Below are 18705 nucleotides of genomic sequence, written 5' to 3'. Positions count from 1 at the left end.
TACGAAGTAACGGAGATAAAAAATGCCGTTCACTTGGCTTAAGTGAACGGCATTATACCTATAGTTACTTACTTTTAGTTGGAGTAGTACCACCTTTTTTAAGCATACGTGCAGCAACTCGGAAAAGGTCTGGTATATCTATACGCCCATCTACACGAAATGAAAATACACCAATTTTTTCCATTGCCTCAATGAGTAATTCATCATGAGATCTCCTAGTTTTAATAGGAAAAGGTGGCATAAACCCACTATCTTCGTTCTCTGACGCAGCTAATATAATATTTATTGTATTACTCACACTCCATCTTTCGTAAATTGCATCCACTGTACATGGCACAGTAAGACCAGCTAAGGGAGCTAAGGCCCGTTTAATCCACTTATATTCAATCACAAGCTGCTCAACCCTAACTTTCGACGCTTCACGAAGACCATGTCGAATCCCCTCAGCAGAAATGACTTGTCCCTCAACCATTGGTTCATGCTTTGCTGCCTCGACAAAAAGCTTTATAAAGCTCCTTGGAGTAACTTTTCCTTTTGCATCAGCAAGATGATTATATGGCCAATCATAAGTGCCGCCTTTTTTACTGCTTCGCCCCATGTAAGGCCCAGCCATTTGCTCCATTACAAACTGCTGTGAGTCTTTAGCACGAATTAAAGGCCAGTTACGAAGGCTATTAACCTTTCCATCAAATTTAGGTACGCCAGCTAAAAGCGCCAAATCATTAATGGCCTTGGTAGTTGTTAAACTTGATGTTTGGATAAGCCGCCAAAATAAAAGCCCATACAATTCAACTTGGGACCAACTCAACTCAACACACGAACTCCGTAACTTTGGCATTTCTATAAAGCGTAAACTCTCATCGTTTAGCTGTTCTGGTCGAATAAAAATCTTTGCGCGAATAGCTCGACGTACTCTTAATGACCATATAACTTCAAACAAAGCGTCTAATAATAAAGTGGAGCGCTTCCAATCTTTAGACAAAGTATCCAAAGCATCAAAGCTAACAAGCAATATTTTATCTGACTCTGCAATTTTTTTATCAAGAATTTTAAATTCGAGCTGAGCATCTTCAGGATCGCTAAACTCTTGCATAATTTGCTTAACAGATGAATTTTCATCTGCAAAAACAGATCTTGCAGCACGAATAATAACTGCTTGCCAAAAATCAAACGCTAAGTTTTCCTCTTCGCCATTGGGTACTCTAGCATCAATAGTTTTAGGCGACACAACACCCTCTGTTGCAAATCCAGTGTATCCAGCCCTTACAACAAGCCTATCCAAACCAAGATGAGGATATGATTTTGCAGCGACAGCTCTGGTATCATCTTGCTCAAGCACTCCAGCCCAGAAACTCTTTCCAGCTCCTCGAGCACCTACTACCACAGGCGTATTAAGATCTAATGCAGAAGCATGAAGTTCCGGAGTGTAAATTTCATTTACTGTAGGGCGATGTTCACCTGTGGCATCATGATCAGAGGGAATTTTGGACAGAGATTGCCTTATAGCATTAAATCCTAAAGAATGATCCACTTTTAATTCCCCATTCGATTCAAAGCAATAGAATTCATTATTTCCGAAACAAAATCACCATATGTTGCCTGATAAACAGACTCGCCAAGAGAGTCACGATCAACAATTGGATCGAATGTATTAAAACGATCATCATTAGCAATAGCAATAACAGAAATGCTGTTCAAATCATTAATTACTGACTCAGAGATATCAGAATTTTCATCCCATTCAACCTCAAAAGAACTACTTAGAGAATTTAGGTCGACAATCACACTAGATGCTACTTGAGGGTAAATAGTTCTCTCCGCTAATTGTTCTATTTTTTGAATAAACTCTGAACGTTTCCTTGAGTCAGCTAAGGCCTTTGCATGAATAAAACGTATTCTATTACGCCAATCGTCATTATCATCAATATTAAGGTTAGCTAAATGTGCAAATAAGAGTTCGTATCCAGAAAAGGTTTGAGGTTGATCGACACCAAAAAAAAGTATCTCCGCACCCAATCCAATAATTGCTGCAGCACTTGTTTCATGCAATCCGGCTCTTGCGTCAACCAAAACCACATCATAATCATATGGCTTAGCAAATATATCAATTAGTTTGCTAATGTGGTCGCTAAAACTATATGCGACATTACTATTTTCGTTTATGCCACCATCCATATATGCTCTTGCAATCTTAGCTAGTACATTTTCAGGATTCTCAAGGCTTAACTGACCAATAGCAGGAATCACATCAACTCGACCAACACCGCCACCTAACCATGAGGATGCAATCATATCGCTGAAAAATGAATCTTCTAACTCAGGATTTATCCCTTGCTCAACCAAATAATCAAGCAACCCAAATTTTGGTAAAGTACCTTCAGGTAAAAGCAGATTACCAAGGCCAGGAGCCTCTAAGTCCATATCAACAGTTAAAACACGGAGCCCATTCGCAGCAAGATGAGCGGCTAAAACACACAAAGCAGTAGATCGCCCCACACCACCTTTAATACTCGCAAATACAAAGCGCAAAGGGTTTCTAGCACTTGGGGCAGGTGCACGAAGCCAATCCGCACCAACCATACGTCGATCAATAAGATTCACCTCGACTTCATTCTGTGCAATCGTTAATTTTACTTTGAGTGCAGCATCAATATTAAGACGATCATCAAACAACTCTTCAGGTGTAGCAACTGAAAATCCATCACTATCAACATATGAGCCAAGAATGGCTTCAGCTTTAGCCGCAAGAGAAATTCGCTCTGCACTATCTTTAGAATTATTCAGAATAATAAACGTCAATCGCCCATTTATATCTCTCAAAAAAAGATTGTTTGAGATAAAACTTGCGCCCCATTCCTCTTGAACTAATGCAACAAAAACTCGAAGAGAGTCATCAAAATACACTGTCATAATTTACCCACGTTCCTTAATACCTGTAGTTGCCAGTAGCCGCTGTGCAAATTGAAACCACGATGCCAGCTCTTCACTAGTTGTAACGCCAGTTTGGTTATAACGGCGATTAACATTCCATCCATCCAACCCACCAGCATTCAAATGCTGCAACATACCGAATGCAGCTGGATTACGACCAGCTAAGTGTCTTTTTGCAGCACCAACAATGTCCGGAAAGTGCCCATGCGGCGCATTTTGACCTGGCCTTAGAGTAGTAATTTTATATTTTATTGCGCACTCTGCAGCAAAACCAATCAGATGCCCTGCATTATCAGTCTTACCTGAATCAAATAAATACTTAGCGTCAGAAAAATGCCGTACAGCAGCACTTTTATAATCATCCATGTTTTTCCCCTAGCTTTTGGTAAGTGTTTTACCATAAATTGTGATCAACCACTTTGAACTTAAGTCGACATTGTCATTTTGAAAGTTCATTCGGCGTTTGAATTATTTATCGCCGATCACTCCGCCCGCTCAATACCACAGGCTCCGCCACTTCCCGATGCAAATCCACCGCCCTTAGCTGCGTATACCTCGCCAAGTTTTTCCAGCTCTTATGCCCCGATACCAAGGCCACTTCTTGAATCTGGTAGCCCTGCTCAAATAGTCGGCTAATGCCTTCATGGCGCAGATCGTGAAAGGTTAAATCTGTAATTCCTGCCAACACACACAGCCGCTCAAAACGCGCCCTTACACTGTCAGCATGGTACGGGAATATCCGTTCGTCAGCTCTTTCTTGCGATTTAACAATTGAAAATGACTCACCTAATAAGGGAACAGTTTGATTGTTGCCCAGCTTTTCTTGTGGGTCTTTGCGATTGCGGATGAGGATGGTGCGATCTTTCTCGTTTAAATCGGCCCAACGTAGCCCAACGATTTCGCCTTGGCGCATGCCGGTGGCAATCGCAAAGCGCACGATATCGGCGATGGGGATGAAGCCTTTGTGTGCGGTGGCTTGAGCAGCGGCTAAAAAGGCGCTCAATTCACTCGGCTGCAAGCGGCGATCGCGCTCAGCAGATTTACTGGTCAACCCAAGTGATCGCACCTGCACCTTGGCTTGTTCAAATTCTTCTAAATCGACCACTATATTAAAATAGGGTTTAGCGCATTTCAGTACACCACCGAGGTAAATCACATCCTGGATAATCGTTTGCGGTTTCGCGCCTTGCGCACGGCGATCTCGGCAATGACCAATAACCGCTGCAGTATTTAGGTCCGACAATGCCAGGGCACCCAAATTTGAGCGCATCAAGATCCCCAACACGCTTCGTTTAGAATCACCGATTTTTTTATCTTGCTCGACGAATGCAATATAGCGCTCGATCAACTTGGCTACGGTAACGCCTCTCTGTTTGCGTTTATAGAGCTCGGTATCACTCTGCATTTTCTCCGTGAGCGCTTCGGCCCAATCTTCGCAGAGTCGCTTGGCCAAAGCTTCGGCACGAGCGCCAACACCCTGCACCTTAAAATTTCGGCTCTCATTAAAAACGATTTTTCCACCACGCCTTAGCCGTACTTGGGCTTGAAAAGAAATTGAGCCATCTTTGTTTTCAACGCGTAAAATAGAAGCCATATTTACCCCAGTGCTATTCGTGATTTTTAGCGCTTGAAAATAGCACTTAAATAGCACCAGAAGCAACACAATACCCCGACAACCCGCAGAACACTGTAGCCATGCCGAATATAGAAACCCAGACAAATCAAGACTTAAACCTAGCAAACTCAACGGTTACACCGTCTCGGCGCTTCTGCATCGCGCCGATGCTCGATTGGACAGACCGCTTTTACCGTCGATTCGCTCGCGAATTGAGCCAGCACACTTGGCTGTATACCGAGATGGTAAATACCGGGGCGATTATTCATGGCGATCCGATGCGGCATTTGCGGTTTGATCCGTCAGAAAACCCGATCGCCCTGCAATTGGGCGGCTCGAATGCGGCTGATTTGGCGCATTGCGCCAAGGTGGCCGAGCAATGGGGTTATAACGAGGTCAATTTGAATGTGGGTTGCCCTAGCGAGCGAGTGCAGTCGGGCTCGTTTGGCGCTTGCTTGATGCTGGAACCTGATTTAGTGAGCGATGCGGTTAAAGCCATGCGCGATGCGTGCAGTATCGACGTTACGGTGAAGCACCGGATCGGCATTGATCAGATTGAGGATTACAGCTTTGTTCGCGATTTTGTCGGCCATGTGGCCGATGCCGGTTGCAGCACATTTATTGTGCACGCCAGAAATGCGATTTTAAAAGGCCTTAGCCCGAAAGAAAACCGCGATATTCCGCCGCTTAAATATGCTTATGCCTATCAGCTCAAGCAAGACTTCCCCGCGCTAGAGATCATTATTAATGGCGGCATCACCACCATTGCCGATAGCCAAATGCATTTGCAGCATGTGGATGGCGTAATGCTCGGGCGCGAGGCTTATCATAATCCGTGGATTTTAAGCGAAGTGGATGCGGCGATTTATGGTGCGCCGCACGTTGAAACCACGCGCCGCGCGGTGATGGAAGACTTACGCGGTTTTGTCGATGCTGAGCTCGCGGCAGGCACGCCGTTACGCTATGTGGCGCGGCATATTTTAGGTTTGTACCAAGGCCGGCCCGGTGCTCGGCATTGGCGGCGGATGTTGTCGGATGCGGCTTTGCTTAAAAACGCCGATTGGCGCTTGATTGAAGAAGCGCTTAATATTGTCGAATCTCGTCAGGATTAAAACTATGCTGCCCATTCGCCCCCTCACGGCACTCTGTGCTGGCTTGTTATTGGCATTACCACCGTTGGCCATGGCCGATGAAATGACACTTTTAGCCACAATGGGCAGCAAGGCGATTTTTCAGTTGAATGGGCAAAAGAAAACCTTGCAAATCGGCCAAACTGTGGGCGGAATTAAGGTGATTTCGATTGCTGCCGATTCGGCGGTGATTGAGGCCAGTAATGGCCGGCAACGGCGTTTGGGTTTAGGCGAGGGCTATGTGATTTCGGCGGCCACGCCAAGCGATGGCGACAGTAGCGTGGTGCTCTCACCCAGCCAAGGTGGGCATTACCTCGCCGAGGTGGCGATTAATGGCCAAAGCCAGACTGGGGTGATTGATACCGGCGCTACGCATTTGTCGATGTCGGCCAATGTGGCCAACCAGCTGAAGCTGAACTATCAAAACGGCCAGCCGATGCGCTCCCACACCGCCAATGGCGTGATTCGCTCGTGGCTGATTGTGTTGCCCAAAGCCAGAATCGGCAATGTAACGCTGTATAATCTCGATTTGGTGGTGCGCGATAGTAACGACAACAGCCCAATTTTAATCGGCATGAGCACGCTCAACCGCTTTCAAATGAAGCGCGAACAAGAACTGATGATTTTAAGTAAAAAGGCCTATTAAATGGCAAAGCAACGCATTGTGTTAGCCAGCAATAACGCTGGTAAAGTCAAAGAATTCAACCATTTATTGGCTGACTTTGATTTAGAAGTCATCCCGCAAGGCGAGCTTGGCGTGAGTGAATGCCCCGAGCCCTTTGATACTTTTGTTGAAAATGCGCTGGCCAAAGCACGGCATGCAGCGCGGGAAACGGGTTTACCAGCGCTGGCCGATGATTCTGGCTTGTGCGTGCATGCGCTGGGTGGCGCGCCGGGGGTGTATTCGGCACGCTATGCGGGCGAGCCCAAATCAGACGCGCGCAATAATAATAAATTGATTGAGCAAATGGCATCGCACGCCGATCGCCGCGCTTGGTATTATGCCGCCTTGGTATTAGTGCGTAGCAGTCACGATCCTCAGCCATTGATTGCCGATGGTATTTGCATTGGCGAAATCTTAACTACGCCATTGGGTGACGGTGGTTTTGGCTATGATCCGCTGTTTTGGCGCGCTGATTTTGCGAAAACCGTGGCGCAAATGACGGCCAACGAGAAAGCACTGATTTCGCATCGCGCCAAAGCGCTCATCAAATTAATTGAACAACTGAAGGAAACTGGGCTGTGAGTCAGGATGAAAGTCGTTGGGCCCGCTGGGTAAGAGACGATGGCAGCGTGGTATCGTGCACCGAAAAAGTTAAAGTAATGAACGAAAACCTCGATGAGCTACTCCAAATGGCGCAAGACTTATTTGAAGATGGCGTATTGATGGAAGTGTCCGAAGCCCAAATGCGTGACGTACTACAGCGCCTCGTGCAGAGTGTGCATAATCCCTATCAAAAATAAGTGATGCCAGCTAAGATCCGGCTTGAAGCAGGATTAGCCAGTTACTGTCTTGATGATTACATTTTTAATAAGGTCGTTTAAATTGCAAAAAACATTACTTGCCCTTGCCCTGATGTTGCCGCTGTCTTGCTTTGCCGCCAAAGCTGCAGACACCTCTAAACCCGAAGTCGCATCGCCATTCACCGCCGAGCGCAACAAAGCCGCCGGCAACTTAAGCACGTCTTTGGTGGTGATGCAAAAAATGGCCAAAAACTGCAAAATCGAACAAACCGAAGGGCTGATCAATTCGGCCACCAAAGGCTATATCGAACGCAATAAAGCCTACCTTGGTATGCATTATGGTTATGTGACCGCCTTTCTTGATTTCGTAAAAGAATCCGCCGGTGCCGACGAAGCCAAAAAAGTGAGCGGCGAATTACTCAAAGCCAATAACGACCAATCGAATAAAATCATTGAAGACATGACCAAAAAAGATGGCCCAACCCAAGCTTGCCAACGCTACTTTACGTATTTAGCGGCGGGCGAGATGGACATCAAAAAAGGGTCACCTGACTTTAAAACCCTCAATGACATGCTCAATTTTGCCAATAGCCAAAAAGCAAAATAAGCCCCTACAACCGTTTTGAGGCTACGGCCACCAAAGCGGTTGATTGACGTCTAAACCTTCGTTTTATTTCTTACCTTAGGGCTGGCCTTGCTCAGCCCTAATTTGTTAGGCCCTATGCAAACCGTTTCTTTCTCGCAATCGGGCCTAACCGCCCTGCCCCCGTTGGCACTTTATATTCACTTTCCTTGGTGCGTGCGCAAATGCCCGTATTGCGATTTTAATTCGCACGCGGTCAAAGACGGCATTCCAGAGCAGCGCTATATCGATGCGCTGATTGCCGATTTAGAAAGCAATCTGCCGCAAGTTTGGGGCCGATCGGTATCGAGTATTTTTATGGGCGGCGGCACGCCGAGTTTGTTTTCGGCCGCCAGTATGGATCGCTTGCTCGAGGCGATTCGCGCGCGCATCAAACTCAACCCCGACGCCGAGATTACCCTAGAAGCCAATCCGGGCACGTTTGAAATCGAAAAATTTGCTGGCTACCGCGCTGCGGGGATTAATCGCTTATCCATCGGCATTCAAAGCTTTAATGCCACGCACTTAAGTGCTTTAGGCCGCATCCATAATCGCGACGAAGCCCTGCGCGCCATTGAGATCGCCGCGCAGCACTTTGATAATTTTAATCTCGATTTAATGTATGCCCTGCCTAAGCAAACGCTCGCCGAGGCCGAGGCCGATATCGACCAAGCGATTGCCTGCGGCTCAACGCATTTGAGCGCCTACCATTTAACGCTCGAACCCAATACGCTGTTTCACCGCTATCCGCCAGCATTGCCTGATGACGATTTGGCCGCCGATATGCAAGAAATGATCGAGGCCAAGCTCGCGCAAGCTGGGTTTGGCCACTATGAAACCAGTGCTTTTTATAAGCAACACCCAAGCAAAGATCACCGCAGCCAACATAATTTAAATTACTGGCAATTTGGTGATTACCTTGGCATTGGCGCTGGGGCGCATGGCAAAATCAGTTTTCACGATAAAATCATTCGCCAAGCGCGCTTTAAGCAGCCCACTGAATATCTGGCCAAAATGGCGATGGGCTCGGCGATTCAAAGCGAAGAAATCATCGAAAAATCCGCGCTGCCGTTTGAATTTATGCTCAACACGCTGCGCTTAACTGGTGGTTTTCCGATTGCGCTGTTTAGCGAGCGCACCGGTTTGCCAATGAGTAAAATTGTTTACGAAATTGAGCGCGCCTGTACTGAGGGCTTACTCGAGCGAGATTTGCACCATGTACGCCCAACGCTCAAGGGCCAGCGCTTTTTAAATGTGCTGATGGAACGATTTTTGCCAGATTAAGCGGCAAGGCGCAGTACAATGCACCGCATAGCGATGCGACGGGCTGTGTTCACTTCAGCGAAAACCGCCGACGCAGAGACATTGAAAAGCCAACGCAGAGACGCAGAGGCGCAGAGAAAAACCAATTCAGGACTCAAACCACGATTAGGCACGGAGCGTGAAGCGGCGACTTGTTCTTGTTTTACTCTGGTTTTACTTTGTTTTTCTCCGCGTCTCTGCGCCTCTGCGTCAAAAAGCTTTTTTAAGTGAACACCACCGCGAGCTCAGCTTGATTTGCGGCTTAAGCCAATTGCCTGTGGCTGAACATCTGGGTATATTCACCTAACAATTAATAATCAATGGCTAGCGCCATATACCTCTGGATTACACAATGGAATGGCCTGTTACGGCGCTTTCGCCAAGTGAAAAATACAATCTGATTACCGACTGCGTGGTGCCACGGCCGATTGCTTGGGTGACGAGCACCAATGCCAATGGCAGCATCAATATCGCGCCATTTTCTTATTTTAATATTGTCAGTAGCGAGCCGCTGATTGTGTCGCTCAGCGTCAATCGCCGCCAAGATCAAAGCGGGCTGAACGAGCAAAAAGACACGGCGCAAAATCTACTCAATGGTGGCGATTGCGTTATTCATATTCCATCACACGATCATGCGCCGGCAGTGCACGCCACGGGTTCAAGCACCCCGCCCAGCCAAGCGCAGATTGATGCACTCGGTTTAATGTTTGCCGCCTCACAAGCGGTCAAAACCCCGCGCATCGAAAACTGCGCCGTCGCCCTCGAAGGGCGTTTAATGCAGCATATCGAAGTCGGCCAACCGATTGCCGCCGATTTATTGCTGATTGAAATCGTGCATATTTATACCGCCGATGATCTGCTACACAATGGCCGCGTTCACCCCGAGCCGTATGCGATCAACGCCAATAAACGTCCCTAAATCGCCATCTCGTTGCAAACCAGCATCCCACAAAACGCCATCGCACCTACGCCATGGCGTTTTTTTCATCCTGCTCAGCATTTAATTACAAGCTACAAAAGCAATAAACAATTAATTGCACTATTTACACTGGCTTATTATGTCCCCAAGCAATCTTGAAGATTACAATCTGACTAAGTCAGCAGTTTCAAGTGCGCTATACCATAATTAAGCGGCCGTCATTCGCTGACGCTTCAAGGCAGTGGCCAAGCGTGGCGCCGTTGTTGCCCAGCGAATCAATCGTAAATAGGAGAGCAGCATGTACCTTATTAATACCGGCGATACCGCCTTTATCATTTTATGTACGGCGATGGTGTGCTTGATGACGCCGGGGCTGGCGATGTTTTATGGCGGGCTCACCCGCAGCCGCAGCATGCTGTCGATCATGATGCAAAATTTCATCTCAATGGGCGTGATTTCGATTGTGTGGATTTTTGGTGGTTTTAGTTTGGCTTTTGGCCCCGATATCGGCGGCGTGATTGGTGATTTAACTTACTTTGGCTTTAGCGGCATTGGCGCGATGCCCCATCCGCATTACGCACCATCGATACCGTTTATTATGTTTTTTGCTTATCAAATGATGTTTGCCATCATCACGCCAGCGCTGATTACTGGCGCGTTTGCCGAGCGCTTTGATTTTAAGGCGTATCTCAAATTTATCGTACTGTGGATGCTGCTAGTGTATGTGCCCGTAGCGCACTGGATTTGGGGGGGTGGCTTTTTGGCCAAACTGGGCGTGATCGACTTTGCTGGCGGGATTGTCGTGCACACATCAGCTGGGTTTGCCGCCTTGGCCACGGTGATGTTTTTAGGAAACCGCGATATTGCGCCCGATGACCAGCCAGAAGCCAGCAGCTTACCGCTGGTAGCGGTGGGTGCGGGTTTACTGTGGTTTGGCTGGTTTGGCTTTAATGCCGGTGGCGCGTATGCCGCCAATGCTTTGGCCGCGTATGCTTTTGTCAACACGGCGGTAGCCGGCGCGGTGGCGATGGTGGTCTGGCTCATGCTCGCTTGGCGCTTTGAAGACAAACCGAGTTTTTCTGGCGTCTTAGTCGGTGGCGTCGCGGGTTTAGCCACCATTACACCAACGGCAGGTTATGTCGAGCCTTGGGCTGCGGTGCTGATTGGCGCGATTGGCGCAACGGCGTGCTACTTTGCCAAAACCTTGCAATCGCGCTTTAAATACGACGACGCGCTCGAAGTCTTTCGCGCGCACGGCGTTGGCGGTGTGACGGGGTCACTGTTAGTGGGGATTTTAGCCAACCGTGCGATTGACGATATCAACGGCGGCTTACATCAATTCATTATTCAATTGATTGCCGTGGTGTTAGTGGCGGTGTATTCCTTTGCCATTACTTGGGTGATTATGAAATTAATCCACAAACCACGCGTTAGCGTTGCCGAGGAAGAAGAAGGCCTAGACGAAGCCTTACACGGCGAGCGGGCGTATTTTTTTGATAAAAACAATTAAGGCGATAAGATTGGCTCACTGGCTTGGCGATTGAAGCGACTTCACCGGCAATGTTCAGATTGAGTGTGGATATTTGAAATTGCACACGTTTAAACAGATCGACTGCAGCCCCTTCCCCCTTGATGGGGGAAGGCTGGGATGGGGGTGTTGTGCACTTTGTTGTATCACCCTCGCCCTCACCCATCGATGCCGCGATACGCACCATCAACACCCAATCTGAACCTGGCCTTAAACCATAGGGTATTTAGCTACAAACAAAGTATTAACTACTGAGCAGAGCGATACCTCGTCTATATATAGCCTACTTGATTCATCGTTAAACCAGTGCAGCCAGCAAAACCTTAAGCCGATTTTCATGTCGGCTCAAAGTTTTTACTAGCCAGAACACTGTCAAAATCAAGTCAAATTGCAGTAAACTCTACAAACAAAACCCGCTTAATATCATCGCCGCCACTACTGCTGGCGATTTCCCCTCTCTAGGAGTGCTCCAAATGAGCAAATCGATTATTCATTCCGAGCAAGCCCCCGCCGCTGTAGGCACGTATTCGCAAGCCATTAAAGTGGGCGACACGGTGTATTTATCTGGCCAAATTGGGCTTGATCCTGCGTCAGGCGTCTTGCTCGATGGTTTTGAAGCGCAAGCGCACCGCGTATTTCAAAATCTACGCGCCGTTTGCCAAGCAGCCGGCGGCGATTTATCCGACATCGTAAAACTGGGCGTTTTTGTCGTCGATTTGGCCAACTTTGCCCAACTCAATGCCATTATGAGCGAATACTTTAGCGCACCGTTTCCAGCGCGCGCGGCAGTCCAAGCTGCGGCACTGCCTAAAGGCGCATTGGTTGAAGCCGATGCCGTGATGGTGTTAAACCACTAAGATTGAGAGGCACGATGCGCTTTCAAAACCCACCCGACGCCCAAATTAAAACCTTGCTGCAGATGACGCGCACCATTGCCGTCGTTGGGCTGTCGGACAAACCGCAGCGGGCCAGTTATATCGTTAGCCAGCGGATGCAAACTTGGGGTTTTGCCATCATTCCGATCACCGCCAAACCACAGGCGCAAATTTTAGGCGCAGCGGTGCATCGACAATTAAGCGACGTCACCACGCCGATCGATTGTGTGGATGTGTTTGTTCGCAGCGAAATCGTTAGCGACGTTGTTGATCAAGCGATTGCTTTGGGCATCAAACTGATCTGGTTGCAAAAAGGGATTGATGATGAAGCCGCCGCCTTACGCGCTCAAGCTGCGGGGCTGTGCATCGTGATGGATCGTTGTTTAATGACCGAATACCAGCGCTTATTTCCCGAAAGAATGCTTTAAAATAAGCGGCGCAACGCCTTTAATGGCGATGCCAATACGCTCAATCGCTAATTTGGCCGCATTTTTCATTATTCTATTTCAACAAGCTTGCACTGATAGGCAGGCTCAGCGTAGCCTTAGCACACCTTAAAATATCGCCAAAATCATGAAACTCAACTTCAGCAAAATGCACGGCCTCGGGAATGACTTTATGGTGATCGACGGCGTGCGCCAAACCGTAGCCCTCAGTCACCAGCAAATTGCGCAGCTCGGTCATCGGCAATTTGGCATTGGTTTTGATCAACTGCTGCTGGTCGAAAGCAGCGCTACACCCGGCATCGATTTTCGCTATCGCATTTTTAATTGCGATGGTTCCGAAGTTGAGCAATGCGGCAATGGTTCACGCTGCTTTGCGCGCTTTGTCGTTGAGCAGGGCCTGACCGACAAAACCGAAATCGCCGTAGAAACCGCCAAAGGCGTGATCTACCCGCGCCTCGAGCTCGATGGGAATGTCACCGTCAATATGGGCGCGCCACGCTTTGCCCCAGCAGACATCCCGTTTATTGCCCCCAATGAAGCAATGATTGATCCGCTGATTGTCGATGGCCAAGTTTATGATATTTCGGTGGTCTCGATGGGCAACCCACATGCGGTGCAAGTGGTTGAATCGGTCGATACCGCGCCAGTGGCGCTGCATGGCGCTTTGATTGAAAATCACCCGCGATTTCCGCAAAAAGTGAATGCTGGCTTTATGCAGATTTTAAGCCGCAATGAAATTCGCTTGCGGGTGTATGAGCGCGCAGCAGGCGAAACCCTCGCTTGTGGCACCGGCGCCTGCGCTGCGGTTGTCGCGGGGATACGCCGAGGTTTACTCGACGCCACGGTGATTGTGCATACCCGAGGGGGCGATTTAACCATTAGCTGGGCGGGCGACGCGCACCCCGTGATGATGACCGGTCCGGCTGTCACCGTCTTTACCGGCACGATTGAGGTTTAACCTAAGGATATCCATATGCAAGCCAATGAAGTCGTACAGTGGTTACAACAAAATCCAGAATTTTTTGATGCGTTTGCCGATGATCTCGCTGAAATCTATGTGCCGCACCCTCATCGCGGTCAGGCCGTTTCATTGGCTGAGCGACAACTCCTCACGCTGCGCGATAAAAATCGCTTACTCGAAGCACGTCTGGGCGAATTGTTACAGTTTGGCATCGAAAACGACCATATCTCGGACATGCTGCACCAGCTCACCGTAGATTTAATGAAAGCCGAAGACTTGCCAAGCATCATCGGTACTTTGGAATACCACCTCAAAGCGCGCTTTGCGGTACCGCATTTGGCACTGCGCTTATGGCTGCCCAATATTGACTCCAATCTATTGGAATTCACCCCAGTTGAGGACAGCATTCACAAGCTGGTCGACAATCTAAGCAGCCCGTATTGCGGGCCATACGTGACCGATGACGTATTAAATTGGTTTGCGCTAGAAACGGGCGATCTGAAGTCTTTTGTCCAATGCGCGCTGCGTACTGGCGAGCTGCCGTTTGGGATTTTGGTGTTGGCCAGCCCCGATCCAGAGCGCTTTTATCCGGAAATGGGCACGCTGTACTTACAACGTTTAGCTGAATTGGTTTCAGCCGTCATTCGCCGCGTGGTGCCGCTAACCCCAATACTGAATGCCGAGCCCATCTTAGAAACCGAGGCCGAGCTCACTTGAAGCCGATTCGCCGCCCAAGCCAAGTTGTGCCAGAAGCAACGGCGCAGCATTTCGCGCATTTTTTTCGCTATTTACACGGCGAAAAAGCCGCCAGCCCCCATACGCACCAAGCCTACCAGCATGATTTACAGCTATTGGCCGACTGCGTTGGCGTGCGCGATTTAGCCTCGCTCAGCCCGCTAGATGTGCGCGGTTTTGTGCGGCAATTGGCCAGCCGTGGTTTATCGGGACGATCCATTGCGCGCACCTTGTCGGCTTGGCGGGCGTTTTATCGGCTGATGTGCCGTGACTTTCATTGGTCGAGTAATCCGATTGAAGGCGTCAAAGCACCCAAGCATCGCCCAGCCTTGCCAGCGGCAATGAATGTCGATGATGTGGTGGGTTTTTTAGAGCATATGCCCGACGAAGACCCGCTGGCCTCACGCGACAAAGCCATTTTTGAACTCGCCTATTCTTCGGGGCTGCGGGTCAGCGAGCTGGTGTCACTTAAACTGATCGAGCTCGATCTATTGCACGGCATGGCCACGGTGACCGGTAAAGGCAATAAAACGCGGCTAGTGCCGATCGGCAAAATGGCCGTAGAAGCGATTCGTCGCTGGCTATTGATTCGCACCCAATTGGCGCACCCAAATACGCAAACCGTTTTTGTTAGCAATAAAGGCACGCCGCTCACGCCGCGCGCGGTGCAATTGCGACTACGGCAGTGGCAAGAAAAACTCGGTCTAACCGAGCCGCTCTACCCGCACAAACTACGCCACAGCTGCGCCAGCCATTTATTGCAATCGTCGAGTGATTTGCGCGCAGTGCAAGAATTACTCGGCCACGCCAGCATCGCCACCACGCAGGTTTACACGCATTTAGACTTCCAGCATTTAGCCCAAAGCTACGACAAAGCCCACCCGAGAGCCAAAATACCAGACAACAACACCGAGGTATCTGGCCCTAAGCCTGAATAATCAAAGCCTACATCGATATACATTGAATTATTTTGGCTTTGTTCAGATTGGATGTTGATGCTGTGCCGCGCTCGTCGGGCTTGGGCTTTAAAACCCGTCTAAGCGCACCGAGTGAGGAGTGAGACAAACAGCTATATCGTTTGGCTCACGACGATCGAGGGCACAGCGGAGCTGGGCGCGCTCGGGTCGCCTTTCTTTCCCCCTCTTTCTTTGGCGAGTCAAAGAAAGAGGGTCCCAGTCGCGGACTGCGACTGTAAACAGCCGTGCCGCAGGCACTTAAAACCATTAACACGTAATCTAAACATCGCCCCGATCAAGCACTGGTATATTCAAACAAGTCATAACCCATCTGCTGCTCAATCAATTTTGCGCTGCGGATTTTAATGCTGACGCCCTCAGTAGTCAGCAGCATAAATTCACGCAGCGGGGTATAGCTGCCCTTAATCGCAATAATGCGCTGCGCTTGCTGTAGCACCGCAATAGCCGGCAGCAATATCGCCACTTGATTGGCCACGGCACTTTGCAGTGGCCGCATCAACACCGGTTGGGCCTTGGCGCTCATTACTTGCAAGCCCATTTCCGTCGCCCCGTCATGGCGTTGTTGCAGCCAACGAATCGACGCCACCATCCAACTCTGGCCGCCATTGGCCCGAATCGCGACAATTTCACCGGGTTTAGCCTGCTCACTGGGCAAATCACGCGCCAAAATGGCATAACCGCCCGGGCTTTCATTGACCACTTGCCACGGCATTACACTGCGCTCTAAATCATTGATTGCGGCCAATTGTTCAGTCAGATCTGCCGGTTGATTGGTCAGCGGCAAACCGTCGTTCAATTGCTGTACGGTGGCCTGAAACCCCAGCGCCACTTCGACCAGGCTTTGCGCTGGAATCCGTTGATACAACCGCTGCGGCGAAATACTCCATTGCCGAATCACTCGCCGCAAGATTTCTAACCACATTTGTACTTTTTGCCTATCATTGGCCAGCGGCACTTTGGCTTCGACATTCATTTCGGCTTTATGCAGTTTTTTGGCTAGCTCAATGGTATCTACCAAAATCGACTGGCCTGGCAATTGCTCCAGCGAGCGATTGCCCACAAAATGCGGCGGCTGATCCAGCTCTAGCTCGACCAAAAAAAACCCTGCGCTGGAATTTAATTTACTCACCGGTTGAAAGTGCGCATACATCGCATAGCTTTCGATAATTTCGATGATTTTATCCAGCTCAGCACCAGAAAATCGCTGCGGATCGGCCAAGGCCAGTAACAGGATTTGCTTATACAAAGTGGCCAGCGGTCGGGCCGATTTTTCTTTGGGATTATCGGTTTTGCGCTCATCTAAAAAGCGATTTTCTGCCGCGTAACGAAATACCTGATGAATCTCCGCCCACATGCCACTGGGCATCGGTTGAAACAAACGGCTACACACTTGGTAAACCCGCCAAAAGCAATACATCACCGCTTGCAATAACACCGGCAGCATTTTGGACGAAGTGAAAAAAGTGAATTTTTTTTCCACCTTATCCATCAGCGCTAGCTTCCAACCTAGCGCCATTTCGCCCCATAAATTCAGCGCCAATTGTGCCGCTTGCCGGGCTGAGTCTTTCATCGGCAAGCCGGGTGAGGCATAGGCCGATTCAAAAGCGCCGGTCAGCATTTCCAAAGAATTTTGATATTCTTGCAGTAATTTAATCCGCTCTTCGGGCTCAAGCTTGATGCGATTTAACGTCGACAAGGCGTCGAGCAGCATCCGGCCAGCTTCTTGCGCGCCGGCTGGCAAAGCAATCAACCATTGCCGTAGCTGCTGCGGATTGGTTTCTACAGCGCGGGCTAATTTAGGGTCTGGGTCTGGCAAGGTCAAGAATAAAGACATAAACAATATGCTCGGTGATTACCAGCAGCGCGCCAAGGCTTTGAGCGTGCCTGCTAGCAGAAATTGAGCGTCTTCTGCCGTCATAATATACGGCGGCATAAAATAAACCGTATGACCAATCGGTCGCAATAACAAGCCTTCTTTTAAGGCTTCTGTAAAGCAAAGCGTGGCAAATTGCGCCGGAGCGTCAGCAATTTCGAAAGCCCAAATCATGCCACAATTTCGCCAATGCCGAACGCGTGGATGCGTAGCCAGTGGCGCAAAAATGCGATTAAACTCGGCGGCCTTACGCTGATTTTGCGCAATCACGTCTTGATCGCGAAAAATCGCCAACGTCGCCAACGCGGCAGCGCAGGCCAATGGATTGCCAGTATACGAATGCGAGTGCAAAAAAGCTTTGGCCGTTTCATCAGCATAAAAGGCAGTATAGACCGAATCAGTACAAAGTACGGCCGCTAGCGGCAAATACCCCCCAGTAATACCCTTAGAAAGACAAATCAAATCGGGTTTAATCTGCGCTTGCTCGCAGGCAAACATCGTGCCGGTGCGGCCAAAGCCAACGGCAATTTCATCGGCAATCAATAACACCTGATATTGATCGCACAGCGCGCGCGCTTGTTGTAAATAGATCGGATCGTACATCGCCATGCCCGCCGCGCCCTGAATCAAAGGCTCAACAATCAAGGCAGCAATCTCATGATGCTGCGCGGCCAACACGCGGGCCAAGTCTTCAATCGCCCACAAGGCCACGTCGCGCGCAGTTTGGCCGGGCTGAGCTTGCCGAGCATCTGGGCTTTGTACGGCAAAATTCTCGCGCACCAAGGGCGAGTAGGCTTGACGAAAAATCGGCACATCGGTCACCGATAATGCACCCATCGTTTCGCCGTGGTAGCTGTCTTGCAAATACACAAAGCGGTTTTTGGCCGGCAGCCCTAAATTACGCCAATAATGCGCCGCCATTTTGAGTGAGATTTCGGTAGCCGACGCGCCATCCGAGCCGTAAAAAGCATGGCCAAGTCCCGTCAACTCGGCCAATTGCTCGGACAACGCCACCACCGGTTCATGGGTAAAGCCCGCCAACATGACATGCTCAAGCTGATCCATTTGCTGCGTAATCGCCGCCTTAATTTGTGCTTGATTATGGCCAAATAAATTCACCCACCAGCTCGATACCGCATCCAGATAGCGCGTGCCATCGGCGTCATACAACCAAACGCCATCGCCACGGGCAATAGGAATCAGCGGCAAAGTTTCATGGCGCTTCATTTGCGTGCACGGATGCCAAACCGCCGCCAAACTGCGATCTAATAAGGCTTGATTGGCGTGCTGGGGAAGTATTTGCTCAGTCATAAGAAAACCTAAAATT

At 49.2% G+C, this 18705-nt stretch carries 19 protein-coding genes; 13 read left to right on the top strand and 6 right to left on the bottom strand.

What is annotated here, in order from left to right; all coding sequences use genetic code 11:
* Positions 1 to 64: 64 nt before the first annotated feature.
* From Q0V82_RS10045 to Q0V82_RS10030, 4 genes are all read right to left on the bottom strand, one after another.
* The gene (locus Q0V82_RS10045) at positions 65 to 1531 is read right to left on the bottom strand and encodes a hypothetical protein (protein WP_297575360.1); all 1467 of its coding nucleotides are present in this window, start codon (positions 1529 to 1531) and stop codon (positions 65 to 67) included.
* A gap of 2 nt (positions 1532 to 1533) precedes the next feature.
* On the bottom strand, positions 1534 to 2910 hold the full coding sequence (locus Q0V82_RS10040) for a KGGVGR-motif variant AAA ATPase (RefSeq protein WP_297575342.1): 1377 nt from the start codon (positions 2908 to 2910) through the stop codon (positions 1534 to 1536).
* 3 nt (positions 2911 to 2913) lie between these two features.
* On the bottom strand, positions 2914 to 3297 hold the full coding sequence (locus Q0V82_RS10035; RefSeq protein ID WP_297575341.1) for a hypothetical protein: 384 nt from the start codon (positions 3295 to 3297) through the stop codon (positions 2914 to 2916).
* A 106-nt stretch (positions 3298 to 3403) separates the two neighbouring features.
* Positions 3404 to 4525, bottom strand: a complete 1122-nt coding sequence (locus Q0V82_RS10030; RefSeq protein ID WP_297575340.1) for a site-specific integrase — start codon at positions 4523 to 4525, stop codon at positions 3404 to 3406.
* Positions 4526 to 4626: 101 nt separating this feature from the next.
* On the opposite strand from Q0V82_RS10030, the gene dusA reads away from it, so the two are divergent.
* From dusA to Q0V82_RS09965, 13 genes are all read left to right on the top strand, one after another.
* The gene (gene dusA / locus Q0V82_RS10025; protein ID WP_297575338.1) at positions 4627 to 5658 is read left to right on the top strand and encodes a tRNA dihydrouridine(20/20a) synthase DusA; all 1032 of its coding nucleotides are present in this window, start codon (positions 4627 to 4629) and stop codon (positions 5656 to 5658) included.
* A gap of 4 nt (positions 5659 to 5662) precedes the next feature.
* Entirely contained in the window at positions 5663 to 6322 is a 660-nt protein-coding gene (locus tag Q0V82_RS10020; protein ID WP_297575336.1) for a TIGR02281 family clan AA aspartic protease, read from the top strand.
* Positions 6323 to 6922: an RdgB/HAM1 family non-canonical purine NTP pyrophosphatase gene (gene rdgB / locus Q0V82_RS10015; RefSeq protein WP_297575334.1), complete on the top strand. Its 600-nt coding sequence runs from the start codon at positions 6323 to 6325 to the stop codon at positions 6920 to 6922. It begins immediately after the preceding gene.
* Positions 6919 to 7140, top strand: coding sequence for a hypothetical protein (locus Q0V82_RS10010; RefSeq protein ID WP_173531793.1), 222 nt, complete (start codon positions 6919 to 6921; stop codon positions 7138 to 7140). Before rdgB ends, Q0V82_RS10010 begins: the two co-directional genes overlap by 4 nt.
* An 82-nt stretch (positions 7141 to 7222) precedes the next feature.
* Positions 7223 to 7747, top strand: a complete 525-nt coding sequence (locus Q0V82_RS10005) for a hypothetical protein (protein WP_297575332.1) — start codon at positions 7223 to 7225, stop codon at positions 7745 to 7747.
* Positions 7748 to 7861: 114 nt separating this feature from the next.
* Complete coding sequence (gene hemW / locus Q0V82_RS10000; protein ID WP_297575330.1) at positions 7862 to 9046, top strand: radical SAM family heme chaperone HemW; 1185 nt, start codon at positions 7862 to 7864, stop codon at positions 9044 to 9046.
* Between the two features lie 370 nt (positions 9047 to 9416).
* Positions 9417 to 9983, top strand: coding sequence for a flavin reductase family protein (locus tag Q0V82_RS09995; RefSeq protein WP_297575328.1), 567 nt, complete (start codon positions 9417 to 9419; stop codon positions 9981 to 9983).
* 298 nt (positions 9984 to 10281) lie between these two features.
* Positions 10282 to 11493 carry an ammonium transporter gene (locus Q0V82_RS09990; RefSeq protein ID WP_297575326.1) on the top strand — a complete coding sequence of 404 codons (1212 nt, stop codon included), beginning with the start codon at positions 10282 to 10284 and terminating at the stop codon, positions 11491 to 11493.
* A gap of 491 nt (positions 11494 to 11984) precedes the next feature.
* Positions 11985 to 12368, top strand: a complete 384-nt coding sequence (locus Q0V82_RS09985) for a Rid family detoxifying hydrolase (protein ID WP_297575324.1) — start codon at positions 11985 to 11987, stop codon at positions 12366 to 12368.
* Between the two features lie 14 nt (positions 12369 to 12382).
* Positions 12383 to 12814: a CoA-binding protein gene (locus tag Q0V82_RS09980; protein ID WP_297575322.1), complete on the top strand. Its 432-nt coding sequence runs from the start codon at positions 12383 to 12385 to the stop codon at positions 12812 to 12814.
* 145 nt (positions 12815 to 12959) lie between these two features.
* Positions 12960 to 13790, top strand: a complete 831-nt coding sequence (dapF, locus tag Q0V82_RS09975) for a diaminopimelate epimerase (RefSeq protein ID WP_297575320.1) — start codon at positions 12960 to 12962, stop codon at positions 13788 to 13790.
* Between the two features lie 15 nt (positions 13791 to 13805).
* Positions 13806 to 14510 (top strand): DUF484 family protein, encoded by a 705-nt coding sequence (locus tag Q0V82_RS09970; protein WP_297575318.1) that lies wholly within the window; start codon positions 13806 to 13808, stop codon positions 14508 to 14510.
* Entirely contained in the window at positions 14507 to 15466 is a 960-nt protein-coding gene (locus tag Q0V82_RS09965) for a tyrosine recombinase XerC (protein WP_297575316.1), read from the top strand. Before Q0V82_RS09970 ends, Q0V82_RS09965 begins: the two co-directional genes overlap by 4 nt.
* 313 nt (positions 15467 to 15779) lie before the next feature.
* On the opposite strand, the gene Q0V82_RS09960 is transcribed toward Q0V82_RS09965, so the two are convergent.
* Both Q0V82_RS09960 and bioA read right to left on the bottom strand, forming a co-directional pair.
* Positions 15780 to 17339, bottom strand: a complete 1560-nt coding sequence (locus Q0V82_RS09960; protein WP_297575314.1) for a hypothetical protein — start codon at positions 17337 to 17339, stop codon at positions 15780 to 15782.
* 18 nt (positions 17340 to 17357) lie between these two features.
* On the bottom strand, positions 17358 to 18689 hold the full coding sequence (gene bioA, locus Q0V82_RS09955) for an adenosylmethionine--8-amino-7-oxononanoate transaminase (protein WP_297575312.1): 1332 nt from the start codon (positions 18687 to 18689) through the stop codon (positions 17358 to 17360).
* Between the last annotated feature and the right edge of the window lie 16 nt (positions 18690 to 18705).

Source organism: uncultured Deefgea sp., assembly GCF_947072475.1.
Lineage (GTDB): Bacteria > Pseudomonadota > Gammaproteobacteria > Burkholderiales > Chitinibacteraceae > Deefgea.
This window is presented reverse-complemented; position numbering and strand designations above follow the sequence as displayed.